The sequence below is a fragment of the Mesorhizobium sp. P2_E10 genome, from assembly GCF_056404235.1.
Genome location: NZ_JBFUEK010000008.1, coordinates 199726 through 223284 on the forward strand (window position 1 = coordinate 199726; position 23559 = coordinate 223284).

Genomic DNA, 23559 nt, shown 5'->3' on the forward strand with positions numbered 1-23559 from the left:
AACGTAGCTCGTCTTCCAGGGGTTTCGCCCCCTCTAAAAAGGCGAAAGAGATTTCGTCAAGCCGACCTCCTCCCCGGCGATGACGAATACGGTCGATCTTCACCTCCTCCCGAGGATCGACCCCAAAAACGACACCCGCCGGACCTCCTCCCCCGGCGGGTGTTGTTGTTTTCAGGGGCAGGCGTTCCCCTCACCGCTCTGTCGCACGGCAATTGCAATCGCCGCTGCAAGCGATTATTCCGGCGCTCATGAGCAAAAATCCCATTCACATCATCGGCGGCGGCCTCGCCGGATCCGAAGCCGCCTGGCAGGCGGCAGAAGCCGGCGTACCGGTCGTGCTACATGAAATGCGCCCGGTGCGCGGCACCGATGCGCACAAGACGGACGGCCTGGCCGAGCTCGTGTGCTCCAATTCCTTCCGCTCGGACGACGCCGAAAACAACGCCGTCGGCCTGTTGCACGCCGAAATGCGGCTGGCCGGCTCGCTGATCATGAGCGCCGGTGACGCACACCAGGTGCCGGCCGGCGGCGCACTCGCCGTCGACCGCGACGGATTTTCGCAAGCCGTGACCAAAAGGCTCGAGGCGCATCCGCTCATTACCATTGAGCGCGAAGAAGTACCCGGCCTGCCGCCGGCGGACTGGGACCAGGCGATCATCGCCACCGGCCCACTGACCGCGCCTTCGCTCGCCCAGTCGATTGCCGAGACGACCGGCGCCGATGCGCTCGCCTTCTTCGACGCCATCGCGCCGATCATCCATTTCGACACCATCGACATGGACATTTGCTGGTTCCAGTCTCGCTACGACAAGGTCGGCCCCGGCGGCACTGGCAAGGATTACATCAACTGCCCCATGGACAAGGAGCAGTATCTTGCCTTCGTCCAGGCCTTGGTCGACGGCCAGAAAACCGAATTCAAACAATGGGAAGGCACGCCCTATTTCGACGGCTGCCTGCCGATCGAGATCATGGCCGAACGCGGCGTCGAGACGCTGCGCTATGGACCGATGAAGCCGATGGGGCTGACCAATGCCCACAATCCGACGGTCAAGGCCTATGCGGTCGTGCAGCTGCGCCAGGACAATGCTCTGGGCACGCTCTACAACATGGTCGGTTTCCAGACAAAGCTGAAGCATGCCGAGCAGGTGCGCGTGTTCCGCACCATTCCGGGGCTCGAAAATGCCGATTTCGCTCGCCTCGGCGGCCTGCACCGCAACACCTATATCAATTCGCCGACCTTGCTCGACGCCTCGCTGCAGCTGAAATCGCGGCCCGGCCTGCGCTTCGCCGGCCAGATCACCGGCTGCGAGGGCTATGTCGAAAGCGCTGCCATCGGCCTGCTCGCCGGCCGCTTCGCCGCCGCCGAACGGCTCGGCCATGCACCCTCGCTGCCGCCGCTGACCACAGCTTTCGGCGCCTTGCTCAACCACATCACCGGCGGCCACATCGTTTCCGACGACGAGCCGGGAAAGCGCTCTTTTCAGCCGATGAACGTCAATTTCGGCCTGTTCCCACCGGTGGAGGCGCCGAAGACCGAGGGCAAACGCATGCGCGGCAAGGACAAGACGGTTGCCAAAAGGCACGCCATCACATCGCGCGCTCGCGCCGATTGCCGGCAATGGTTGGGGCTGCCGGCGCAAGCGGAAACAGCCGAAGCGGCGGAGTAAGGTTCGCTACTCCGCAGCCTTGATGCTGGCCACAGCTTGAAGAATTCCAGCTACGATTGACGTCTGGCTGACCAGCCTTGCGACGCGCGGCGCAACAACAGCCAATGCCGGCGCAACGCCGAAAGCCGCGCCACGCCGTTGAGCGGTGAATGGCTTTCCATCTTGCCGAGATAGGCGTGCGTCAGCGTCAGCGGCAGGAATGCCGGGCGCAGCGAGACCGGCAAGGCGGATGCTCCCCGCTCGAAGGCGGAAAGATGCTCCCGCGCCAGCGCGATCATTGCAGCCACGGCGCGTTTCGCGCCCTGCCCGCCATCGCCGGCAATAAATTCTTCCGGCGACGATCCCGCTGACGCCAGAATATCGGCCGGAACAAAACACTGCCCACGCTTGCGGTGCAGCGGCAGCAGAAGCAGCAGGCCGGTCATCGCTTGCGCGCAACCCGCCCTGCCCGCAAGCTCGGCAATGCGCGGCGCCTCGACGGGGTCGAGCACCATCGCCGCGAACTGGATGAGGGCGGCTGCCGTCTCGCCGCAATAGCCTTCGAGATCGGTGCGCGACGGCATCGGGTCGTCATAGAGATCGAAGATGCGGGCTTCGAGCATATTGTCGAATGCCGGCTTCGGCAGGCGGTGGGCAGCAATCGCCGCCTTCAAGGCGTCGGCGACAGGATGGCCAACGCCATCATCGTCGGCGGCGATGACATCGCGCCACCATTGCAGCCGCACCTCGCCCGGCAACGCCTCGTGGATGCGGTCGCGAATGCCTGCAATCTCGGCGTTGAAGGCATAGAGTGAAAACAGCGCGTCGCGTCTGGCCGCCGGCGCATAGAGCGCTGTGAGATAGCGGTCGTGGTCGGCGGCGCGCACCGCGTCCATGACGATCTTGCCGGCATCAGCCATTTCAGTCGACGGCGATCAGCGCGGCGGCCACGGCGCGGTCTTCCGCCAAAAGCACGTTATAGGTGCGCACAGCTGCTCCGGTCGACATCGGATCGGATGAAATGCCCGCCGCTTTCAGTGCCGCGCGCAGCGCTGCCGGTAACGGCCTGAGATCCTTGCCGCAGCCGACCAGCAGGATCTCGACCGTGCCGGCCTCGGCCAGCAACTTTTCGAAATCCGCCGCCGTCAGCGCCAAGGGGTCGGCCGGCTCCCAGCCGTAAATGCCTGAGGGCAGGCACAGCAGGGAGCCCCGATGCGACATGTCGGCGAAGCGGAACCCGCCATTGCCGTAGGCCTCGATCGGCGCGCGGCCGGGGAAATGCGCCTCGCGAATGACGATGCCCTTTGCCACGAGCGCAGCGTTCGTCAGGTCGCCACGGCTTTGCCGTTGCCGACCGGCTTCTCGTCGTCAGCCGTCGTGGCCTGTGGCCGCAACTTGAACAGGATCAGCAACGGCGCGGCGATGAAGATCGACGAATAGGTGCCGAAGACAACGCCGAACAGCATCGCCATCGTGAACGAGCGGATCACCTCGCCGCCGAACAACACCAGCGCCAGCAGCGCCAGGATCGTCGTCACCGAGGTCAGCGTCGTTCGCGACAGCGTCTCGTTGATGGCGTTGTTCAACAATTGCGGCAGCGGCATGCGTTTGTATTTTCGCAGATCCTCGCGAACACGGTCATAGACGACGATCGTGTCGTTCAGCGAATAGCCGATGATGGTCAGGATCGCCGCCAGCGATGACTGGTTGAATTCAAGCCCGGTGATGACGAAGAAGCCGAGCGTCATGACCACATCGTGGACCGTCGCGACGATGGCGCCGACCGCAAACTGCCATTCGAAACGGAACCAGACATAGACAAGGATGCCGAGCAGCGCGACCAGCATGGCGATCGTGCCTTGCTTGGCCAGTTCGCCCGAGACAGTCGGCCCGACCACTTCGACGCGGCGGAAGTCGTACTGGTCCTGCAACTCGCCGCGCACCTTGTCGATGACGGTCTGCTCGGCGTTCTCGCCGCCGTCCTGCGTGCCGACGCGGATAAGCACGTCGTTCGGCTCTCCGAACTGCTGCACCTGAACTTCGCCGATGTTGAGTTCCGTCAGCCTGCCGCGGATATCGGCAAGATCGGCATTGCCGGTCTTGGCCTGCACCTCGATCAGCGAGCCGCCCTTGAAGTCGATGCCGTAGTTGATGTCGACGGTCAGGAACAGCACGACCGAGAGAATCGAAAGCGCGCTCGACAGTGCGAATGTCCAGCGTCGAATGCCCATGAACGGAATCTTCGTGCCGGCCGGAATGAACGTGACCGGCGCCCGCGGCAACTCCTTCGGACGCGCCCGGCGCAGCCAGATCGACACCAGCAGACGGGTGAAGGTGAAGGCGGTGAAGACCGTGGTCAGGATGCCGATGGCATAGGTGATGGCAAAGCCCTTCACCGGCCCGGTGCCGAGATAGAACAGCACCACGGTAGCAATCAGCGAGGTGATGTTGGAATCGACGATGGTCGCCAGCGCCTTGGTGAAGCCGGTGTCGATCGCCTGGATTACAGAGCGGCCGTTTCGCCGCTCCTCGCGAATACGCTCATAGATCAGAACGTTGGAATCGACCGCCATGCCGATGGTCAGCACGATACCGGCAATGCCGGGCAAGGTCAGTGTCGCGCCAAGCAGCGACAACAGTCCGACGATCATCGCCACGTGCACCGCCAGCGCGATGTTGGCCAGGAAGCCAAGGAAGCCGTAGGCCACGAACATGAAGGCGACGACGAGGATCGAACCGATGATGCCGGCAACCTTGCCGGCATGGATGGAATCCTGACCAAGGCCCGGACCAACCGTGCGCTCTTCGATCACCGTCAGCTTGGCCGGCAGCGCGCCGGCGCGCAGCAGCACGGCGAGGTTGTTGGCGGTCTCGGCGGTAAAACTGCCTGAAATCTGACCAGTGCCGCCGAGGATCGGTTCGCGGATCTGCGGCGCCGAAATAACCTGGTCGTCGAGCACGATGGCGAACAGCTTGCCGACATTCTGCGACGTCGCCTGGCCGAAGCGCGCCGAGCCTTTGGAGTCGAAGCGGAACGAAACCACCGGCTCGTTGGTCTGGGAATTGTATGTCGCCTGCGCGTCGACGAGGCTTTCGCCCGAAACGATGACGCGGTTCTCGATCAGATAGGGAACCGGCGGATCGTCCTGCGAGTAAAGGATCGAGGAGCCTGCCGGCGGACGACCGTTGAGCGCGTCCTGCACCGACATCGAGGGGTCGACCATCTGGAAGTTCAGCTTGGCGACGGTGCCAAGCATGTCCTTCAGCTTCTGCGGATCCTGCAGGCCTGGCACCTGGACCAGGATACGGTCATCGCCTTGCCGCTGCACGATCGGTTCTGTCGTGCCCAGCGCGTTGACGCGGCGTTCGACGACCTCGATCGACTGCGCCAGCGCCGTCGCCGTGCGGTATTTGATGCCGGCGTCGGTGACGGTGAATTTGAGCAGGCCGGGCTCGCTGTCGTCCAGCGTCATTTCCTGGATGGAGCCGCCGCTGAACAGGCCCGCGGCAACAGGATCGGTCAAGGACTTCAACGCCGTCTTGGCGGCTTCCACCTGCGCGGGATCGGTGATGCGGACCTGCACGGTCCGGCCCGATCCGGCAAGGCCGGTATAGCCGAGCTTGGCATCGCGCAGCAGCGTCCGGATTTCGTCTCGCGTCGTCTCCAGCCGGTCCTTGATCAGATCGTTCGGATCCATCCGGAGCAGGATGTGCGAACCGCCCTGCAGATCGAGACCGAGCGTCATCTGCCGCTTCGGCACCCAGTTGGGCAGTTGGGCCAGCGTGCTGGCGGGGAAGAGATTGGGCGCCGCGAGAAGCACTGTGATGGCCACGGCCACCCAGATCAGGATCATCTTGAAGCGCGAAAAATATAACATTGTCTATCGTCCGTTCAGGCGTACAAGCGGCTGCGTTCCGCCTACAATTCGGTTATTTCTTGGCGTTCTGGTTCGCGACCGGCTCGCCCTTGACCCGCACATCGACGATCGTCGAGCGCAGCGCCGTCACCTTGGTTCCGCCGCCGAGATCGACTTCGAGCTCATGGTCATCGATCACCTTGGTCACCTTGCCGATAAAGCCACCGCCGGTGACGACCGTGTCGCCACGGCGAACCGCCGCCAGCATGTCGGCGCGCTTTTTCAATTGCGCGCGCTGCGGCCGGATGATCAGAAAATACAAGATCGCGAAAATCGGGATAAACGGCACGATGAGGTCGAACATCGGGCCGAGCGGGGTCAGCGAGGGTGCCGCAGCCTGGGCGAATGCCGGTGTGACGAACATCAAGAACTCCTGAATACGGAAAAAAGGCCACAAAGCGGCCCCGCCAAATTTGGCCGGAATATAGTCGGTAAAGTTGCCAATGCAACTGCGCGAGCCGGCAAATCGGCTGCTTTTCCGACCGGTTGACCCGTGTTAGAGCTTTAGCCCGAACAGTGGTGTCAGGTTTCCGGAAAAGAACACGCACAAACAAAAGGTTGGAGCCGGTTTTTACGCCGCCGACATCGACCGGATTTCCGCCTCGCACGCTCCTGAATGCAAAAACAAAGACGCAAAAATGACCGACAGCACCATCGACGCCCTGAACGACAAGCTCGATCGCCTGATCGAGGCGGTCTCTCGCCTCGCCCCGCCGCCGGTGCCGAAAACCGACCTTGCCGAAGCCGATTGCTTCGTCTGGCAGGCCGATCCCGGCTATCTCGAGCCGGTGCTCAAGGTCAATCGCGTCGACATTGGCCTGATCCGCGGCGTCGACCGCGTCCGCGACATCCTTGTCGACAACACAGAGCGCTTCGCCGCCGGCTATGCCGCCAACAACGTCTTGTTGTGGGGCGCGCGCGGCATGGGCAAGTCCTCGCTGGTCAAGGCAGTGCACGCCGCGATCAACGCGTCTTCGAAACTCGATCTGCCGCTCAAGCTCATCGAGATCCATCGCGAGGATATCGACACGCTGCCCAAGCTGATGGGTCTGCTGAAGGCGGCGCCCTTTCGCATCATCCTGTTTTGCGACGATCTGTCATTCGACCATGACGACACCTCCTACAAATCGCTGAAAGCAGCGCTCGAAGGCGGCGTCGAGGGCCGGCCGGCCAATGTCATCTTCTATGCCACTTCGAACCGGCGCCATCTGTTGCCGCGCGACATGATCGACAATGAGCGTTCGACCGCCATCAACCCGTCAGAGGCGGTCGAGGAAAAGGTGTCGCTCTCCGACCGTTTCGGCCTCTGGCTCGGCTTCCACAAATGTTCGCAGGATGAGTATCTCGACATGATCGACGGCTATGTCCGCCATCACGGTCTGGCCATCGACCCCGAAACGTTGCGCGCCGACGCGCTGGAATGGGCAACGACGCGCGGCAGCCGCTCCGGCCGCGTCGCCTGGCAGTTCACCCAGGATCTGGCGGGACGGCTCGGCAAGCCGCTCAACAACTGAGCCAGACCACGATCCAGAAAAGTGGAAGCCGGTTTTCGGATAGGATCATGGTCGAAACAAAACCACTGAAAAAGCCCGCTCCTAGCGGAGCGGGCTGAGCCGGCGGGCCGGACTGGAGGTCAGACGGCCTGCAAATGCTTTTTTTCTTCTATTCGAGATAGCCAGACGGGTCGACCGGGGCCGAGTTCTTGCGCACTTCGAAGTGCAGTTTCGGCGAGTCGGTGGTGCCGCTCATGCCGGACAGCGCGATCTCCTGGCCGCGCTTGACCTTCTGGCCGCGCTGCACCTCGATCGAACTGGTGTGGCCGTAGACGGTGACCAGCCCGTTTTCATGGCGCACCAGCACGGTGTTGCCGAATTCCTTGAGACCGTCGCCGGCATAGATGACGACGCCGTTCTCGGCCGCCTTCACCGGCGTTCCCTCCGGCACGGCGATATCGACGCCGTCCTTGCCGCCGCCAAAATTGGAGATCACGCGGCCGCGCACCGGCCAGCGCATCTTGCCGATGCCAGTGGCGTCAGGTGCCACCGCATCGTCGTCCTCAGCCTGCTGGATAACCTTGGAGTCCTTCTTTGGCGGCGTGTAGGAGGCGAGCGTTTCCGTCGGTTTGGCCGCCGGCTGGGTGGTGGCCGTCGTCACCGGGTCAACTTTGGCCGGCTTGGCGCTGGCAACCGTCGCGGTACCGCCGGCCGGAACCTTCAGCGTCTGGCCGATCTTGAGCAGTCCGTCCTGCATGCCGTTCGCCTGCTTCAGCGCAACGGTGCTGACGCCTGTCTTCCTGGCGATGGCCGAGAGCGTGTCACCCGACTGAACCGTATAGGTACCGGCTCCTGCCTTGGGCGCGGCCGAAGCCATCTGTGCTGCGGGCTTGCCATCCTTCGGCTTTGCCGCGGACGCATCCACCTGTGCGACGGCTTTGCCGTCCTTGACCTTTGGCTGCTGCGGCAGCACGGCCACCTTGTCCGGCGCAGTGGCCGGCTGGTCGTGCTTGCCATTTGCAGGCTTGGCGTCGGCAGTCTTTGGTGCCGAAGCCGGGTCCTTGCTCGAATAGGCATAGGCCGGGATGACCAGCTTCTGGCCGGTCTTCAGCCCCTTGGTGGCGCTTAAGCCGTTGACCTTCATGATGACATCCGACGGCACGTGATAGCGGTGCGCTATGCCGTTAATGGTCTCGCCGTCCTTGACAATGATCTCGGTAGCATGCGGCGTTCCTGCCGTCGTCGCCATTTTCGGCGCATCGGGCTGCGCGTTCTTGAACGGCTTTGCCGCCGGAGCGATGGTGCCGGTCGCGGTCTTGTCGAGATGCCTGGGCGCCAAGGCCGGAGCGGTGGCAGTGCGGACCGGATTGGCGGCAGGCGCCATTGCCGGCTGCGACTGGGCGACAGGCGGCAGTTGCTGAACTGTAACCGGTTCCAGGCTGGAACGGCTGACCGACTGGTTGTGGCTGCCATCGACCGGCGCAGCCGCGACATCGCCCGGATAGGGCTGGGCGGCATCCTGCTTGTCGATGATGGCGCGCTGATTGTTGGTTGAGGAGGTGAAGACGTCGTCGACACCGTTGAACCGCGCGACCTGGGAGCTGCACCCTGCTGCGGCGCCTGCGACCATGAGGACGGCGCAGCCACGCGCCAGATTACGCCCGTTTGCCTTCAAAACACTGAATTGCATCGCACTAACCCGCACATACCTGGTACAAACTAGGCATGATTAAAGCGCGTTAATGTTACTGGTCGGTTAACCCCTTAGAATCAGACGCAATTTTTCTTAAAATATTTCGGGTGGGCTCAAATGACCGCCGCGACGCTGCGCAGGATCGGCTGCAGGCGCACGCTGCCGATGTCCTTGCGCTCGAAACGGCTGCCGACCTTGGTCAGCTTGGCCAGCACCTGCTCATCCTCCTCGGGGCCGATCGGCGCAATGACAATGCCGCCGCTCGATAATTGGTCGAGCAGGAAACGCGGCAGGCTGTCGAACGCCGCCCAGGCGACGATACGGTCGAACGGTCCCTCATTGGCGAGCCCGTTGGAACCGTCCGCTTGGCGAACGATGACATTGCCGATGGCGAGCGCCTCGAAACGTTGCCTCGCCTGCTCGGCCAGCGTCTTGTAGCGGTCGATGGTGACGACCCGCGATGCCAGCCGCGACATCACCGCCGCCGTATAGCCGGACCCGGTGCCGATCTCAAGCACGCGGTTGCCCGGCTCGATGGCAAGGGCTGCGATCACCGCCGCCTGCAGGTCGGCACCTTCGATCGCTTCGCCGCATTCGATCGGCAGCATGCCGTCCGACCAGGCGAGCGAGTGGAACTGTCCGGAGATGAAGCCGCGCCGCGGCGTCGCTTCGAAAGCGGCGATCAGCGCCTTCGGCACAGCACCCTGGCCACGTAAGCGCAGCAGGAAGGCGGCAAAACCTTCGCGGTCATCGACAGCCATAGTCATGACAGTGCCTTGGTCAGTTGGTCGCGGATTTCATGGGCGGTGAGGTCGAGCTGCAGCGGCGTCACCGACACCAGCCTGTTGTGCAACGCATAAAGGTCGGTGCCCTGCTTGCCCTCGACCGGCTCGCGACCGAAGCGCAGCCAGTAGTAAGGCAGGCCGCGGCCGTCGCGGCGCTCGTCGACCCACAGGCTGTGAACCAGCTTGCCTTGCGAGGTCACCACGGTGCCGGCGATCTCGTCCGGCAGGCAATTCGGGAAATTGACATTGAGCAGCACACCATCCGGCAGCGGCATGGCGACAAGCTTTTTGAGCAGCGCCGGCGCCAGCGCCTCCGTGGTCTCATATGGAACGACGCGATCCTCGCCAAGATAGGAGTAGGCCTGGCTGAGCGCGATCGATCGGATACCGAGCAGCGCGCCCTCCATGGCGCCGGCGACGGTGCCCGAATAGGTGACATCGTCGGCGATGTTGGCGCCTGAATTGACGCCGGACAGGATCAGGTCGGGGGCGCCGGGCAGGATCTTCTTCACACCCATGATGACGCAGTCGGTCGGCGTGCCGCGCACGGCAAAATGCTTCTCGCCGATCTTGCGCAGGCGCAGAGGCTCCGAGATCGACAGCGAATGCGCATAGCCGGACTGGTCCTGCTCCGGCGCCACCACCCAGACATTGTCCGACAGCGTGCGGGCAATGCGTTCGAGCGACGCCAGGCCCTCGGCATGGATGCCGTCATCATTGGTCAGCAGAATGCGCATTATTTCGCTTCGATCTTCGTCAGACCGCCCATGTAAGACCGCAGCGCTTCAGGAATGGTTACGCTGCCATCCTCATTCTGGTAGTTTTCGATCACAGCGATAAGCGCGCGGCCAACGGCGGTGCCGGAGCCGTTGAGCGTATGAACGAAGCGGTTGCCCTTGCCGTCTCTGTCCTTGTAGCGGGCATCCATGCGCCGTGCCTGAAAATCGCCGCACACCGAACAGGACGAAATCTCGCGATAGGCGTTCTGGCCCGGCAGCCAGACCTCGATGTCGTAGGTCTTGCGCGCGCCAAAACCCATGTCGCCGGTGCACAGCGTCATGGTGCGGAACGGCAACTCCAGCCGCTTCAGCACTTCCTCGGCGCACTCAGTCATCCGCTCGTGTTCGGCGAGCGAGGAGTCCTGGTCGGTGATCGAAACCAGCTCGACCTTGTAGAACTGGTGCTGGCGCAGCATGCCGCGCGTGTCGCGCCCGGCCGAGCCCGCCTCCGAGCGGAAACACGGCGTCAGCGCCGTGTAGCGCAGCGGCAGTTTTTCGTGAGCGGTGATTTCCTCGCGGACAAGGTTGGTCAGCGGCACTTCGGCGGTGGGGATCAAGCCAAGCCGGCCATCGCCATGCTGGACAAAAAACAGATCCTCCTCGAACTTCGGCAGCTGATTGGTGCCGAACAGCACCTCATCGCGCACCATCAGCGGCGGGATGACTTCTTCATAGCCATGCTCGGTCGTGTGCAGGTCGAGCATGAACTGGCCAAGCGCGCGTTCCATGCGCGCCAGCCCGCTCTTCAACACGGTGAAGCGCGATCCGGACAGCTTTGCCGCCCGCTCGAAATCCATCATGCCGAGCGCTTCGCCGATCTCAAAGTGCTCCTTCACCCAATTCGGCCGCGTCGGCAGCTTGCCGACGATGTGCTTGACGACATTGTCGTGCTCGTCCTTGCCGACCGGCACATCGTCGAACGGTACGTTGGGCAGCACCGCCAGCGCGTCGTTCAGCGCCTTGTCGAGTTCGCGTTCGCGCGCCTCGCCATTCTGGATGAAGGTTTTGATCTCGCCGACTTCGGCCTTGAGCTTTTCCGCAAGCGCTGCATCGCCGGAGCGCATGGCGTTGCCGATCTCTTTCGAGGCGGCATTGCGGCGCTCCTGCCTAGTCTGCAGTTCGGTCACATGCTCGCGCCGCGCTTCGTCGCTTGCGATCAAATCATCGACCGTGGACTGCGCAGCCTCGGCCGACCACGAACGCTTCTGCAGCGCTTCGACAAGGGCCTTCGGGTTGTCGCGAATCCATTTGATGTCAAGCATGGTTTGAACGCTCCTGGGTAGCATGTCGCCCAAAAGTGCGCAGCGGTTTTGGGGCAACGACATGCTTCAAACAAAACTGAAACGCATCGCTCTGATGGCGATGCGTTTCAGCCAGAGGGCGTAAACCGCATCCTTGATCGATGCAAGATCGGGCTTGGCGACCGTCGCTATTTTCCGCTGGCGCGAACGCCGTGGCCTACGAAGGCGCCTGCGTCGGAGGCGTGTCCGCCTTCTCCGCCGCTTCGTCCGCGGCGTCCTTCTTTTCGCGCGCCAGCTTCTGCTTGTCCTGGTCGCGCTCGATCAGCCGGGCCGCCCAGATCGAAACCTCGTAGAGCAGGATGGTCGGAATGGCCAAACCGATCTGGCTCATCGGATCGGGCGGCGTCAGCACCGCCGCCACCACGAAGGCGATGACGATCGCCCATTTGCGCTTTTCGGCCAGCGCCTTCGACGACAGCATGCCGACCCGCGTCATCAGGCTGGTCACCACCGGCAGCTGGAACACCAGGCCGAAAGAGAAGATCAGCGTCATGATCAGGCTGAGATATTCCGACACTTTCGGCAGCAGCGAAATCTGCACCTGATCGTCGGTGCCGGCCTGCTGCATGGCGAGGAAGAACCACATCACCATCGGCGTGAAGAAGAAATAGACCAGCGACGCGCCCATCAGGAACAGGATCGGCGAGGCGATCAGGAACGGCAGGAAGGCGTTGCGCTCATTCTTGTAGAGACCCGGCGCGATGAATTTGTAGATCTGCGTGGCGATCAGCGGAAAGGCAATGACCATGCCGCCGAACATGGCGAGCTTGACCTGGGTGAAAAAGAATTCCTGTGGCGCCGTGTAGATCAGCTCGACCTTGTGCGGATCGAGCCCTGCCCATTTGGTCGCCCATTTGAACGGGATGACCAACAGGTTGAACAGACGCTTGGCGAAGAAGAAGCAGACCAGGAAGGCAACGAAGAAGCCGCCGATCGACCAGATCAGCCGCCGGCGCAACTCGATCAGATGCTCCATCAGCGGCGCTGACGACTTTTCGATCTCGTCCTTTTCCGTATCCGAAACGCTCACTTGGCGGCTCCCGCCGTCTTCTTGGCTGCAGGCTTTTTCGCCGCTGCCGGCGCAGGCTTCAGTTCAGCCTTTTTGACTGCGGCCTTGGTCGCGGCGGGCTTGGTCGCCTTTGCCGGGACTGTCGCCGCCTTGGCTGGCGCCTTCGCGACGGGCGCAGCCTTTGCCGGTGTGACCTTCGTCGAAGCAGCGACCGTGGCTTTGGTTGCCTTGGGTGCAGCTGGCTTGGGTGCAGCTGGTTTGGCGGTTTTCCTGGCCGCCGACACTTTCTGCGGCGCGGCCGGTGACGTAACCGAACTATCGGTCATCGCTGGAAAGATCGGCGTGGTCGGCAACGCGTCCGCTGCGTTGACACCCGGCATATCCGTGGCGCCGTTCTTCAGCGGCTCGGCCGGCTGCGGCGTGTCTGCAGCAGGCGTGGCCGGATCGGCGGCCGGCTTCGGCTTCATCGCCGCGTCGACGCCGGAACGAACGTCAGCTGCGGCCTGCTCGAACGGATTGAGCTGTTTACGGATTTCCGCCGCCGGATTGAGGCTTCTGAGCGAATCGACCGACTTCTTGACGTCGTCGAGTTCGGCTTCTTTCAGCGCCTCGTTGAACTGTTTCTGGAAGTCGGCTGCCATGGCGCGCAGCTTCGCCGTCGTGCGGCCGAAGGTGCGCAGCATATTGGGCAAATCCTTGGGTCCGACGACCACGATCATGACGACCGCGATCACCAGCATTTCGGTCCAGCCGACTTCAAACATGGCACTCTGTTCCGACTAGAACCTTGGGCTCAGCTCTTGCTGGCCTTTTCCTTCACCGCCGAGACGGTCTCGTCGGCGCGGTGCTCGACGGTGCGCTTGTCTTCGGCAACGTCGTCGTCGGCCATACCCTTCTTGAAGCTCTTGATACCCTTGGCCATGTCGCCCATCAGCTCGGGAATCTTGCCACGGCCGAACACCAGAAGCACGATCACCAGCACGATCATCCAGTGCCAAATCGAAAATGAACCCATTGTAACTCTCTCTCGAATGTTTTCCCTGGCGATGATCTATGCGTTTTCGCGTTGGGATTCAAACACAACCGCGACAAAGTTTATGAAGGCGCGGCAGATGTCACGCATTTTCAGCGATGCGGTCCGCTACCAATCGGCGCATCTACAGCCGCAAACAGCTTTTTGACAGTGCCCAGCGGTCAATCTTCCGTGACGCGCGGCGTCAACAGGCCGAGTTCCTCGAGGTCGATGTCGGTCAGCGGATCCTCGTCGTCGGTCAGCGCATCCGGATCGGACGGCGGCATCGGAATGGAGAAATTCGACGGCATGCGGCCGGAAAGCAGCCCGGCGCCCTTCAACTCGTCCATCCCGGGAAGATCGCGGATCTCCTCCAGCGCGAAATGATCGAGGAAGGTGTCGGTGGTGCCGTAGGTGACCGGGCGGCCCGGCGTGCGGCGGCGGCCGCGCATGCGCACCCATTCCGTCTCCATCAGCGTGTCCAGCGTGCCCTTCGAGGTCTCGACGCCGCGGATGTCCTCGATTTCGGCGCGCGTCACTGGCTGGTGATAGGCGATGATCGCCAGCACTTCGAGAGCGGCACGCGATAGCTTCTTTTGTTGAACGGTGTCGCGGCTCATCAGGAAGGCAAGGTCGCCTGCGGTGCGAAACGCCCAGGCATCGCCGACGCGCACCAGATTGACGCCCCGGCGCGCATAAATCTGCTGCAGCTCGGCCATGGCGGCGGCAATGTTGATGCCGTCGGGCAGCCGCGCGGCAAGCTGCTTTTCGCTGACCGGCTCGGCGCTGGCAAAGACGATCGCCTCGGCCATGCGCACGGCTTCCGCCATATGCAGCCGCTCGCCAGGATTCTGGGTCACAGTCTCAGCCAAATCCTGGGCAACGGCGCCCTCCTCGGTTTCTTCGTCGACCTTGAACGGAATGACCGATGCGTTGGCGCGCTCGCTCATGATGCCACCTCGACTGCCCTGATGCCCGGCGCGCGGCCGCGCAGATAGAGCGGCGCGAACACCTCGTCCTGCCGCATTTCGATGCTGCCTTCGCGCACCAGTTCCAGCGACGCCGCAAACGAGCTGGCAATCGCGGTGCGCCGCTCTTCCGGGCTGGTCAGATAGTTGATCAGAAAACTGTCGAGCGCCGTCCAGTCGCGCAGCGAGCCGATCAGCCTGGTCAGAATATCGCGCGCATCCTTGAGCGACCACACACCGCGCCTGGCGATCGTCACATTGGTGATGGCCTGCTTCTGGCGCTGCTGGGCATAGGCGGTCAAAAGGTCATAGAGCGAGGCCGAATAGGCATTACGCTTCTCGACGATGACCATTTCCGGCATGCCGCGCGCAAACACGTCGCGGCCGAGCCGATTGCGGTTGACCAGCCTTGCCGAGGCGTCGCGCATAGCTTCCAGCCGCTTCAGCCGGAACTGCAGCACCGCCGCCAGTTCCTCGCCGCTCTCGCCATCGTCACCGGGTTGCTTGGGGATCAAAAGCTTCGATTTGAGGAAGGCGAGCCACGCCGCCATCACCAGATAGTCGGCGGCAAGCTCGAGCCTCAGCGCCCTCGCCGTCTCGACAAAGGTCAGATATTGCTCGACCAGCGCCAGGATCGAGATACGTGACAGATCGACTTTCTGGTTGCGGGCAAGATGCAGCAGCAGATCGAGCGGGCCTTCGAAGCCGGCCACGTCGACAACCAGCGACGGATCGCCGGTGACGCGTGAATCGTCATTTTCGGCCCACAGACGGTCCATCGGTGCAGCCTTCCCGGCTTTGCTTTCCAATGTCTCCGCCACTTGCCCTTTTTCCCTCTTGGTCTAGGCCACCGCGTCGAAATAGGTGGCAAATTCAGCACGTATCTCTGTTTCGTCAGCCCGATCGCGGTTCTTTATATAGGTCAGCGCCCGCTTTGCACGCTCGAGCGACTTGCCTTCAAGCCCGGTGGTCCGCGATGCGATGCCGGCCATCTCCTCGAAAACACCATTGCAGTGAAGGACCAGATCGCAGCCGGCCGCAAGGATCGAGGCCGCCTTTGTCGGGAAATCCCCAGAAAGTGCCTTCATCGAGGTGTCGTCGCTCATCAACAGCCCGTCAAAGCCGATCTCGCGGCGGATGATCTCGTCAATGACCTTGCCCGAGGTGGTCGCGGGGTTCTTCGGGTCGATGGCGCTGTAGACGACATGCGCCGTCATCGCCATCGGCAGATGGTTGAGCTCCCGGAACGGGGCGAAATCATGCCGCTGCAGCTCGCTCATCGAGGCATCGACGGTCGGCAGCTCGAAATGGGTGTCGGCAAAGGCCCGTCCATGCCCGGGAATGTGCTTCATGACTGGCAGCACGCCGCCCGACATCAGCCCCTCGGCCGCGGCGCGGCCGAGTTCGATGACCGGACGAGGCTCCTTGCCATAGGCGCGCGCGCCGATGACGTCGCTGGCGCCTTCGATCGGTACGTCGAGCACCGGCAGGCAATCCGCCGTGATGCCATAGCGCAGCAGGTCGAAGGCATGCAGCCGCGCCATCAGCCACGCGGCGCGGGTGCCGGCATCGTGGTCGTCGCGCCACAGCGCGCCAAGCGCACCGCCGGCGGGATAGTTCGGCGCCAGCGGCGGCCGCAGACGCTGCACGCGGCCACCTTCCTGGTCGATGAACACCGGCGCGTCCGGGCGTCCGATGCAGTCGCGCATCGAGGCCACCAGATCGCGGATCTGCTCGGTCTCGCCGATGTTGCGCGCAAACAGAATGAAGCCCCACGGGCATTCGTTGCGATAGAAACGGATTTCGTCGCGAGTAAGCGATTTCCCGGCGCAGCCGAGGATCATGGATTTTGATTCGGTCATGGACAGGAGTTTAGAGCTTCACGGCGACAAAGGGAATCGTGTCGAGCCGCAAGCCTTGCAAGGCCAAGTCCCATTCCAAATAAAAAAACCAGCGCGGTCTGGGACCGCGCCGGTTTTGATTGGTTGGACCAGACTTTAGCGCGACACGAAGCAGTTGCCGCCGGCGGCCTTGTAGCTGGTGCACAGATTGATCGCATCGTTGCGCGACTGCGCCGGCACCCGGACACGGTAGAAGGTGCCCTTGCCGGCGATCTCGGCCTTGACGATGTTGGCGGTGCGACCGGCCAGCACGCTGCCATAGCGGCGTTGCAGGTCCGCATAGTTGGCCTGGGCGCTTTCGACCGTCGGCTGCGACGCGATCTGCATCGACCATGAGCCACCGGCAGCGGTGGAAGCCGCCGCAGGAATGGAAGCAACCTGGTCGGGCTTGACCTCGCCAACCACGTCGACCGGCTGGTCGGACGGGCGTTGCGGTGCAAGCGGAACCGACGCCGGCGTGTTGGCGGACTGGGCTTTGGCTTCCGCCTTTGGCGCGACTGCCGGCTTGACCGGCTTGGCGGTCTCGGCCTGATCGGCACTTGCCTGATCATCGCTGGCCGGGTCGGCCGCGGGCGGCACCGTACCGGTCTGCTCTGCGTCGGCCTGGCCGGCTGGGGCCACATGCTGCGGGGCCGGATCGGCCGGCTCAGCGACCGCCACCGGTGCAGGTGCCGGATCCTCGCGTGCAACCAATGAACCGTCGGGCTTGACCACCATGGTTTTCACCTTGCGCGGCGCAATGGCGACAACGTCGGAGTTCGTGCCCTTGTCGGCTTCCTGCAGAACCTGCGCTATGCGGTCCTCGGATTTGGGTGCGGGTGCCGCGGCGGTGTTGCCGGCGGCATCGCTGCCAGCGGCAGCGTCGGTGTCGTCGGGTGAAAGATCGACAACACGGCTCTGCGGCTCCTTGGCGGTCACATCCACCGGCTCTTCGGTGTTGGTGACCAGCTTCTCCTGAACGGGCTCGGCCGGCTTCGTGCCCTTGACCACCGCGTCATAAACCTTGTTGTCCTGGTTCGGCACCACGGCGCCGCCCGGATTTTCCGGCTTGACCTTGATCGGTGCGTTGTCGGCCTTGACGATCACCGGCGCATCGCTGCCGCCCTTGCCGCCAACGGACAAGGCAAAGGCGCCAATGCCGCCGGCAATGGCTACCGCACCGACAACCGCGGCAATCAGCAGGCCGCTTCGGCGCGGCTGCCTTGCAGTATCCTGCCCGGCCAGGCCCGGCACCGCCATCGCTTCGTCCAGCTCAGGATCGTAGTCGAGTTCGTCGACAGCGAAATCGTCGGCCTGTGAAACCGGCTGGCTGCCGGGCAGATCGTCGATGTCGAAGCCGTTTGCGGCGTCGGCATAAGCACCGGCCGCTGCCTTGGCAGGCACTTCCGCCGGCCGCGCCGCATAGGCGCGCTGATCGTTGCGCTCATAGCCCGGCTTGAAACCGGCGCTGTAGGAATCATCGTCATAGGCCGCGTTGCGCTGAGGCGCCGCAGCCACTTCCGTCGCGTTCATATCGGTGAGCAGGCTGGAGAACTCGGCGTCGAGATCGTCATAGGCCGTTGCTGCCGGCTCGTCCTCATCGAAGTTGAGTTCCGGAATATCGAGGTCGTCCGCCAGCGCGACGACGCGCTCGGGGACATCGACCGTCTCGACATCCGGCATCTCGTCGTAGCGCTGAGACTGTTCGGGCGGTGCCGGTGCAGGCTCCGCATAGGCAGGGACGTTTTCGACCGGCTGCTGCCGATAGGACGGCACTGCCGCGACCGGCGGCAGCGAAGCCATCGGCTGGGCTGCAAACGACGGCTGCGACTGGGCGACCGGCGTCATCCGGCTCCACGAACGGGCTGGCTCCGGCGGCGTCGAGCGCGCCGTCATCCAATCGCCGGCCGGCGCTTGCCCGGAAGCGGCCTGCGCAACCGTGCCGGCGGCTACGCCAGCACCCAGATCGATACCCTTGGCAAAAGCAGCATCGAACGCATCGTCATCGAAATGAATGTCGGCGGCAGCCTGGGTCGCGGGTGCTGCTGCATCAGCCTCGAAATCCTGACCTTTGAGCTCGTCGAGCAGAAGATTGTCGAGACCAGCATCGGCTGCCTGGGTCGCTTCGGCGTGAAGCGGCTGCCCAGGCTGGTGCTCGTCGAGGTCCCAATCCAGATCAGCGACAGTATCCGTCGGCTGACCGGCGGTGCTTTGCGCCGGTGCAACTGGCTGCTGAACCATGGCAGGCTCCTTGACCACAGGAGCGGCCCGCGCCTTCATCGTGCCTAGCAGCGCGTTCAGCTCGTCTTCCAATGTCCGTTCATCTGCCGCGGCGACTGGAGCTTCTGCCCGCTCGACCACAACCGCTGGAGCCGCGATCGGCTCGGCCGGATCGGCGGCGGTCTGCGCAACAGGCGCTTCGATTTCATCGGCAAGCGCATCGTCAAAGGTCAGGTCGAAATCGTCAAATGCTTCTTGTGCTTCATGAGGAGCGACGTCGTGGGTTACTTGCGGAGCGACGTCTTGTGCCTCTTGCGAAGCGGTGTCGTAGGCGTGGTCCTCTGCATAGATGGACTCGGCGGCCGGCGTTTCGTCCGTCAACGGTGCATCGACCGCGACCGGCTGATCGGAGCGAACCGCGAAGTCCATGTCGACATCGGCCATCGCATCGTCGAAATGGCCGGCGAAATCCTCGTTGGAAGCCCCTTGATCCGCATCGGCGGCGGCCTCGACCGGTGCGGCCTGATATGCGGCATTCTCGGCGGCGACAGGACCGGCACGGTGGTCGTCGTCAGGTGAATGGCTGTCGAGCGTCAGCTCGTCTTCGAGCGACATCGAGACGGCATTGTCGAAATCGTCATGGTCGAAATCATCGTCGACTGCAGCCCCCGTGACCGGGGCGGAAACCTCAGCGGTAGCGACGCCGTGCTCGTTGTCATCAGTCGCATCGTCATCGAGCAGGAACCCTTGCTCAAGCGACGCGGCGAGTTCGTCGTCCATCGGCAAATCGTCTTCGAACGGCGACACATCTTCCAGCGAACTGGCGACGGCATTGTCGAAATCATCATCGAAAGCAGCTTCAACGGCCGGCGCCGGAACCTCGGGGGCAGCAGCTAGACCGTGAACGGCCTCGTTGGCCGCATCGTCGTCAAGCAGGAAATCCTGTTCGAGCGAAGCGGCAAGTGCATCGTCCATTGCATCAGCGGCTGCATCAGCGGCTTCGAAAGCCGGCGCTTGAACCTCGGCGACAGGTTGCTGAACCTCGGCAACAGCGCTTACGTCGTCGTTGCCGAATTCGCCCATCAATTCCTTCTCGAGGTCGATGTCGAAATCGCCCTCGTCCGCGGCTTGATCGGCGGGTGCGGCCTTCTGCTCAGCTGGCGCCTGCGGCTTGACCGGCTGACGCGGATCGAAACCCATGATCCTGGTCAGTTCCGCGAACGGATCATCGTCGGAGATGTCGCTGTGGTCGGCTGCTTTCAGCTGGGTTCTGTCTGCCATTATTGTTCCCGAACTCGCACTCATTCGGACGCCATGGACGTCGCGTAGGGTTGGCCCTTACCAGCGCAATGTGGGCAAAAGGTGACAGGTTATTTAGTCAAACCTAACGCATTTCGGTGGGCGCATCAGCTCCGATCAACGTCAGGCCGGACGTCAAAACGTCCGAAACAGCCTGCACCAGCCCTAGTCTGGCATGCGTCAATTGTCGGTCGTTAACCTTAACAAAACGTAAGTCGGGGTTATCAGTGCCCCGGTTCCAGTGTCCGTGGAAGCTGGAAGCAAGATCGTAGAGGTAGAATGCCAGCCGATGCGGCTCCAGCGCAAGGGCCGCCGATTCAACCAGCCGCGGATATTCCGCCAGCTTCCGGATCAGCCCGATCTCGCCCTCATCGGTCAAAGCCGCCACCCCGGCCGCAAGCCTGTTGCGGTCGAAATTGGCCTCCCCTAGCTGCTCGCTGGCCTGCCGGAACACCGAATGGCAGCGCGCCGACGCGTACTGCACGTAGAACACCGGATTGTCCTTCGACTGCTCGGTCACCTTGGCGAAGTCGAAATCGAGCGGAGCGTCGCTCTTGCGGTAGAGCATCATGAAGCGGATCGGATCGCGGCCGACCTCCTCCACCACTTCGCGCAGCGTCACGAATTCGCCCGACCGCTTCGACATGCGCACCGGCTCGCCATCACGAAAAAGCTTGACCAGATTGCACAGCAGCACGGTGAGCTTGACCTCGTCGCCGGCAACCGCGCGCGCCAGCGCTTCCAGCCGCTTGACGTAGCCGCCATGGTCAGCACCGAGCACATAGATCAGGTCGACGAAGCCGCGATCGACCTTGTCCTTGAGGTAGGCGACGTCGGCGGCGAAGTAAGTGAAGGTGCCGTCCGATTTGACCAGCGCCCGGTCCATGTCGTCGCCAACCGCGGTCGAACGGAACAGCGTCTGCTCGCGATCTTCCCAATCCTCCGGCTTCTCGCCCTTCGGCGGCGGCAGCTTGCCCTTGTAGATATGGCCTTTCAACGTCAGATCGTTGATCGCCGAGCGGATCTTCTTGGCATTGTCGGCATGCAGCGTGCGTTCCGAGAAGAACACGTCGTGATGCACGTTGAGCAGCGCCAGATCCGCACGGATCATCACCATCATCGCATCGATGGTCCGGTCCTTGACGATGGCCAGTGCCTCGTCGTCCGGCATCTGCAGCAGCTTGCGGCCGAACTCCTTGACCAGCGCCTGGCCGACCGGGACCAGATAGTCGCCCGGATAAAGCCCGGCCGGTATCTCGCCGATGTCCTCGCCCAGCGCCTCACGGTAGCGCAGCAAGGCCGAACGCCCGAGCACATCGATCTGCGAGCCGGCATCGTTGATGACATATTCCTTGGTCACGTCGTAGCCGGCGAAGGCCATCAGGTTGGCGAGCGCATCACCGACCACGGCACCCCGGCAATGGCCGACATGCATCGGGCCGGTCGGGTTGGCCGAGACATATTCGACATTGGCCTTCCTGCCGCCGCCAACCGTCGAGCGGCCGTAGTTGCGGCCCTCGCCGAGCAGCGCGGTCAGATGCGCCTGCCAGAACCCGTCCTTGAGCCTGAGATTGACGAAACCCGGACCGGCCACGTCCACGGCGGCGACATCGGCATCGGTGCGCAGCGCCTGCGCCAGCTTTTCGGCCAACGCGCGCGGATTCTGTCCGGTCGGCTTGGCCAGCACCATCGCCGCATTGGTCGCCAGATCGCCATGGCTGGCGTCGCGCGGCGGCTCTACGGCGATGCGCGACAGATCGGGCGAAACGCCATCACTGTCTTTCAAATCAAGCGCTTCGACGGCTTTTATGATTCGCGCGTTGAAATCGGCGAAGATGTTCATGTCTGACTCTGGGGTCTGGCTCTGGCGGCTTTTAAGGGAATCCGGCTCGTTGGCCGGCAAAATCGAGCCCGCCCTAGCTCAAATCGGGCGTGTGGTCAAACAAACGCCTGTGCTCCTTGAGTGCGTAGGTGTCGGTCATACCGGCGAGGAAATCGGCGACGCTGCGCGCCTTGATGCGGTCTTCGGCCCGGTCGAGCCCCTCCCGCCAGCCATCGGGCATGGCGCGCGGATCGGCGAAATAGGCGTCGAACAGGTCGCGGACGATCTGCTCGGCGTCGGTGCGCACCCGCATGACCTCGCTGTGCCGGTAGAGATGCTTGTAGAGAAAGGCCTTCAATTCCTTCTCGGCCGCGGCCATCTCGGTGGAAAAAGTCACCAGCGTCTCGCCAGCCGCCCGTACCGCATCGGCGCTTTCCGGCTTGATACGCGCCAAATTGGCGGTGGTGGAGATAATGACGTCTTCGACCATCAGGGTGATCTGCCGGCGCAGCAGTTCGTGACCGGTGCGCACGGCATCGAGCGCCGGATAGCGCGCGCGCACGCCTTGGAGGATCGACCCCGGCAGCGCCACCTTTTCCAGCATCTCCAGTGTGAGGAAGCCGGAACGCAGGCCATCGTCGATGTCATGCGTGTTGTAGGCGATATCGTCGGCAATCGCCGCGCACTGCGCCTCGATGCCGGCGAAACGGTAGAGTTCGAGGTCATGCAACTCGGAATAATCGCGGATCGCCTGCGGCACCGGGCCTTTCAGGCCCTTGCCGCTGGCGTCGGTCAGCGGTCCATTGTGCTTGACCAGCCCTTCCAGCGTTTCCCAGGTCAGGTTCAGCCCGTCGAACTCGGCATAGCGGCGTTCCAACCGCGTCACCACGCGCAGCGACTGCGCGTTGTGATCGAAACCACCCCACGCCGCCATCTTCTCGTTCAGCGCCTCCTCGCCTGTATGGCCGAAGGGCGTGTGGCCGAAATCGTGCACCAGCGCGACCGCCTCGGCCAAATCCTCGTCGCCGCGCAGCGCCCGCGCCAAAGCGCGCGCGATCTGCGCCACCTCGATCGAATGCGTCAGCCTTGTGCGGTAGTGGTCGCCCTCATGCGCGACGAACACTTGCGTCTTGTGCTTCAGCCGGCGGAATGCCGTCGAATGGATGATGCGGTCGCGATCGCGCTGGAACGGCGTGCGGGTCGGGCTCTCCATCTCGTCGAACAGCCGTCCGCGCGAGAGCGCCGGATCGCTGGCATAGGCCGCGCGCGGCCGATAGCCGAATCCGATGTCGCCAAGCTCATTTGTCATGGCCGATGCCGCCGCAGTTGACTTGCCCCTTCCCGCTTCATACCTATCATGTGAAACCGAAAGCAAGGTGACGCCCATGGGCGCAGATGCCAAGACTGCCATGAAAGTCGAGATGACCGACTCCGCCGCCAAGCGGATCGCGAAAATCGTTTCGGGGCAAGCCGGCAAGACGGCGCTGCGCGTCTCGGTCGAAGGTGGCGGCTGTTCGGGCTTTTCGTACAAGTTCGACCTGGTTGACACCCGCAACGACGATGACGTCGCCATCGAGAAGGACGGCGCCACCGTGCTGATCGACGATCTCTCCCTGGTCTATATGGGCGGCTCGGTGATCGATTTCGTCGACGACTTGATGGGCCAGTCGTTCCAGATCAGGAACCCGAATGCGGTCGCCTCCTGCGGCTGCGGCACCAGCTTCTCCGTATAGCC

At 63.1% G+C, this 23559-nt stretch carries 20 protein-coding genes; 3 read left to right on the top strand and 17 right to left on the bottom strand.

The window, feature by feature from the left end; translation table 11 throughout:
• Window positions 1–248 precede the first annotated feature (248 nt).
• Entirely contained in the window at window positions 249–1667 is a 1419-nt protein-coding gene (gene trmFO / locus AC1D0N_RS21895) for a methylenetetrahydrofolate--tRNA-(uracil(54)-C(5))-methyltransferase (FADH(2)-oxidizing) TrmFO (RefSeq protein ID WP_477247550.1), read from the top strand.
• A gap of 50 nt (window positions 1668–1717) precedes the next feature.
• Here trmFO and AC1D0N_RS21900 read toward each other — a convergent pair whose 3' ends face one another.
• Genes AC1D0N_RS21900 through yajC form a run of 4 tightly spaced genes read right to left on the bottom strand, consistent with a single transcriptional unit; the run spans window position 1718 to window position 5927 of the window.
• Window positions 1718–2566, bottom strand: a complete 849-nt coding sequence (locus tag AC1D0N_RS21900) for a phytoene/squalene synthase family protein (protein ID WP_477247552.1) — start codon at window positions 2564–2566, stop codon at window positions 1718–1720.
• Window position 2567: 1 nt separating this feature from the next.
• Window positions 2568–2957 carry an Mth938-like domain-containing protein gene (locus AC1D0N_RS21905; protein WP_477247554.1) on the bottom strand — a complete coding sequence of 130 codons (390 nt, stop codon included), beginning with the start codon at window positions 2955–2957 and terminating at the stop codon, window positions 2568–2570.
• A gap of 14 nt (window positions 2958–2971) precedes the next feature.
• Window positions 2972–5524: a protein translocase subunit SecDF gene (gene secDF, locus AC1D0N_RS21910; RefSeq protein WP_477247555.1), complete on the bottom strand. Its 2553-nt coding sequence runs from the start codon at window positions 5522–5524 to the stop codon at window positions 2972–2974.
• Between the two features lie 52 nt (window positions 5525–5576).
• The gene (gene yajC / locus AC1D0N_RS21915; RefSeq protein WP_477247557.1) at window positions 5577–5927 is read right to left on the bottom strand and encodes a preprotein translocase subunit YajC; all 351 of its coding nucleotides are present in this window, start codon (window positions 5925–5927) and stop codon (window positions 5577–5579) included.
• Window positions 5928–6201: 274 nt separating this feature from the next.
• Between yajC and AC1D0N_RS21920 the strand changes: the two genes are divergently transcribed.
• Window positions 6202–7077 carry an ATP-binding protein gene (locus AC1D0N_RS21920; protein WP_477247558.1) on the top strand — a complete coding sequence of 292 codons (876 nt, stop codon included), beginning with the start codon at window positions 6202–6204 and terminating at the stop codon, window positions 7075–7077.
• A 148-nt stretch (window positions 7078–7225) separates the two neighbouring features.
• Here AC1D0N_RS21920 and AC1D0N_RS21925 read toward each other — a convergent pair whose 3' ends face one another.
• From AC1D0N_RS21925 to AC1D0N_RS21985, 13 genes are all read right to left on the bottom strand, one after another.
• Window positions 7226–8746 (bottom strand): peptidoglycan DD-metalloendopeptidase family protein, encoded by a 1521-nt coding sequence (locus AC1D0N_RS21925; RefSeq protein ID WP_477247559.1) that lies wholly within the window; start codon window positions 8744–8746, stop codon window positions 7226–7228.
• 116 nt (window positions 8747–8862) lie between these two features.
• A complete protein-coding gene (locus tag AC1D0N_RS21930) occupies window positions 8863–9516 on the bottom strand; it encodes a protein-L-isoaspartate(D-aspartate) O-methyltransferase (protein WP_477247561.1) in 654 nt (217 codons plus the stop codon).
• The gene (surE, locus tag AC1D0N_RS21935) at window positions 9513–10271 is read right to left on the bottom strand and encodes a 5'/3'-nucleotidase SurE (protein WP_477247563.1); all 759 of its coding nucleotides are present in this window, start codon (window positions 10269–10271) and stop codon (window positions 9513–9515) included. The genes AC1D0N_RS21930 and surE overlap by 4 nt, the downstream gene beginning before the upstream one ends.
• Window positions 10271–11575, bottom strand: a complete 1305-nt coding sequence (gene serS, locus AC1D0N_RS21940) for a serine--tRNA ligase (RefSeq protein WP_477247565.1) — start codon at window positions 11573–11575, stop codon at window positions 10271–10273. The genes surE and serS overlap by 1 nt, the downstream gene beginning before the upstream one ends.
• 196 nt (window positions 11576–11771) lie before the next feature.
• On the bottom strand, window positions 11772–12644 hold the full coding sequence (gene tatC, locus AC1D0N_RS21945) for a twin-arginine translocase subunit TatC (RefSeq protein WP_477247567.1): 873 nt from the start codon (window positions 12642–12644) through the stop codon (window positions 11772–11774).
• Window positions 12641–13387, bottom strand: a complete 747-nt coding sequence (tatB, locus tag AC1D0N_RS21950; protein WP_477247569.1) for a Sec-independent protein translocase protein TatB — start codon at window positions 13385–13387, stop codon at window positions 12641–12643. Before tatB ends, tatC begins: the two co-directional genes overlap by 4 nt.
• A gap of 29 nt (window positions 13388–13416) precedes the next feature.
• Window positions 13417–13638 carry a twin-arginine translocase TatA/TatE family subunit gene (locus tag AC1D0N_RS21955; protein WP_013895102.1) on the bottom strand — a complete coding sequence of 74 codons (222 nt, stop codon included), beginning with the start codon at window positions 13636–13638 and terminating at the stop codon, window positions 13417–13419.
• 179 nt (window positions 13639–13817) lie between these two features.
• Window positions 13818–14585: an SMC-Scp complex subunit ScpB gene (scpB, locus tag AC1D0N_RS21960; protein ID WP_477247570.1), complete on the bottom strand. Its 768-nt coding sequence runs from the start codon at window positions 14583–14585 to the stop codon at window positions 13818–13820.
• Window positions 14582–15382 (bottom strand): segregation and condensation protein A, encoded by an 801-nt coding sequence (locus AC1D0N_RS21965; RefSeq protein ID WP_477247572.1) that lies wholly within the window; start codon window positions 15380–15382, stop codon window positions 14582–14584. Before AC1D0N_RS21965 ends, scpB begins: the two co-directional genes overlap by 4 nt.
• 63 nt (window positions 15383–15445) lie before the next feature.
• The gene (gene nagZ / locus AC1D0N_RS21970) at window positions 15446–16465 is read right to left on the bottom strand and encodes a beta-N-acetylhexosaminidase (RefSeq protein WP_477247573.1); all 1020 of its coding nucleotides are present in this window, start codon (window positions 16463–16465) and stop codon (window positions 15446–15448) included.
• Window positions 16466–16600: 135 nt separating this feature from the next.
• Window positions 16601–19984 carry an SPOR domain-containing protein gene (locus AC1D0N_RS21975; RefSeq protein WP_477247575.1) on the bottom strand — a complete coding sequence of 1128 codons (3384 nt, stop codon included), beginning with the start codon at window positions 19982–19984 and terminating at the stop codon, window positions 16601–16603.
• A 103-nt stretch (window positions 19985–20087) separates the two neighbouring features.
• Window positions 20088–21845, bottom strand: coding sequence for an arginine--tRNA ligase (gene argS / locus AC1D0N_RS21980; RefSeq protein ID WP_477247577.1), 1758 nt, complete (start codon window positions 21843–21845; stop codon window positions 20088–20090).
• A gap of 73 nt (window positions 21846–21918) precedes the next feature.
• Window positions 21919–23133, bottom strand: coding sequence for a deoxyguanosinetriphosphate triphosphohydrolase (locus AC1D0N_RS21985; RefSeq protein WP_477247578.1), 1215 nt, complete (start codon window positions 23131–23133; stop codon window positions 21919–21921).
• A gap of 76 nt (window positions 23134–23209) precedes the next feature.
• On the opposite strand from AC1D0N_RS21985, the gene erpA reads away from it, so the two are divergent.
• A complete protein-coding gene (gene erpA / locus AC1D0N_RS21990; protein ID WP_477247580.1) occupies window positions 23210–23557 on the top strand; it encodes an iron-sulfur cluster insertion protein ErpA in 348 nt (115 codons plus the stop codon).
• Window positions 23558–23559: the final 2 nt, after the last annotated feature.

Coding starts and splice junctions, on each gene's coding strand:
- trmFO (WP_477247550.1), top strand. CDS start 249: ATGAGCAAAAATCCCATTCACATCATCGGCGGCGGCCTCGCCGGATCC.
- AC1D0N_RS21900 (WP_477247552.1), bottom strand. CDS start 2,566: ATGGCTGATGCCGGCAAGATCGTCATGGACGCGGTGCGCGCCGCCGAC.
- secDF (WP_477247555.1), bottom strand. CDS start 5,524: ATGTTATATTTTTCGCGCTTCAAGATGATCCTGATCTGGGTGGCCGTG.
- yajC (WP_477247557.1), bottom strand. CDS start 5,927: ATGTTCGTCACACCGGCATTCGCCCAGGCTGCGGCACCCTCGCTGACC.
- AC1D0N_RS21920 (WP_477247558.1), top strand. CDS start 6,202: ATGACCGACAGCACCATCGACGCCCTGAACGACAAGCTCGATCGCCTG.
- AC1D0N_RS21925 (WP_477247559.1), bottom strand. CDS start 8,746: ATGCAATTCAGTGTTTTGAAGGCAAACGGGCGTAATCTGGCGCGTGGC.
- AC1D0N_RS21930 (WP_477247561.1), bottom strand. CDS start 9,516: ATGACTATGGCTGTCGATGACCGCGAAGGTTTTGCCGCCTTCCTGCTG.
- surE (WP_477247563.1), bottom strand. CDS start 10,271: ATGCGCATTCTGCTGACCAATGATGACGGCATCCATGCCGAGGGCCTG.
- serS (WP_477247565.1), bottom strand. CDS start 11,575: ATGCTTGACATCAAATGGATTCGCGACAACCCGAAGGCCCTTGTCGAA.
- tatB (WP_477247569.1), bottom strand. CDS start 13,387: ATGTTTGAAGTCGGCTGGACCGAAATGCTGGTGATCGCGGTCGTCATG.
- AC1D0N_RS21955 (WP_013895102.1), bottom strand. CDS start 13,638: ATGGGTTCATTTTCGATTTGGCACTGGATGATCGTGCTGGTGATCGTG.
- scpB (WP_477247570.1), bottom strand. CDS start 14,585: ATGAGCGAGCGCGCCAACGCATCGGTCATTCCGTTCAAGGTCGACGAA.
- AC1D0N_RS21965 (WP_477247572.1), bottom strand. CDS start 15,382: ATGGACCGTCTGTGGGCCGAAAATGACGATTCACGCGTCACCGGCGAT.
- nagZ (WP_477247573.1), bottom strand. CDS start 16,465: ATGACCGAATCAAAATCCATGATCCTCGGCTGCGCCGGGAAATCGCTT.
- AC1D0N_RS21975 (WP_477247575.1), bottom strand. CDS start 19,984: ATGGCAGACAGAACCCAGCTGAAAGCAGCCGACCACAGCGACATCTCC.
- argS (WP_477247577.1), bottom strand. CDS start 21,845: ATGAACATCTTCGCCGATTTCAACGCGCGAATCATAAAAGCCGTCGAA.
- AC1D0N_RS21985 (WP_477247578.1), bottom strand. CDS start 23,133: ATGACAAATGAGCTTGGCGACATCGGATTCGGCTATCGGCCGCGCGCG.
- erpA (WP_477247580.1), top strand. CDS start 23,210: ATGGGCGCAGATGCCAAGACTGCCATGAAAGTCGAGATGACCGACTCC.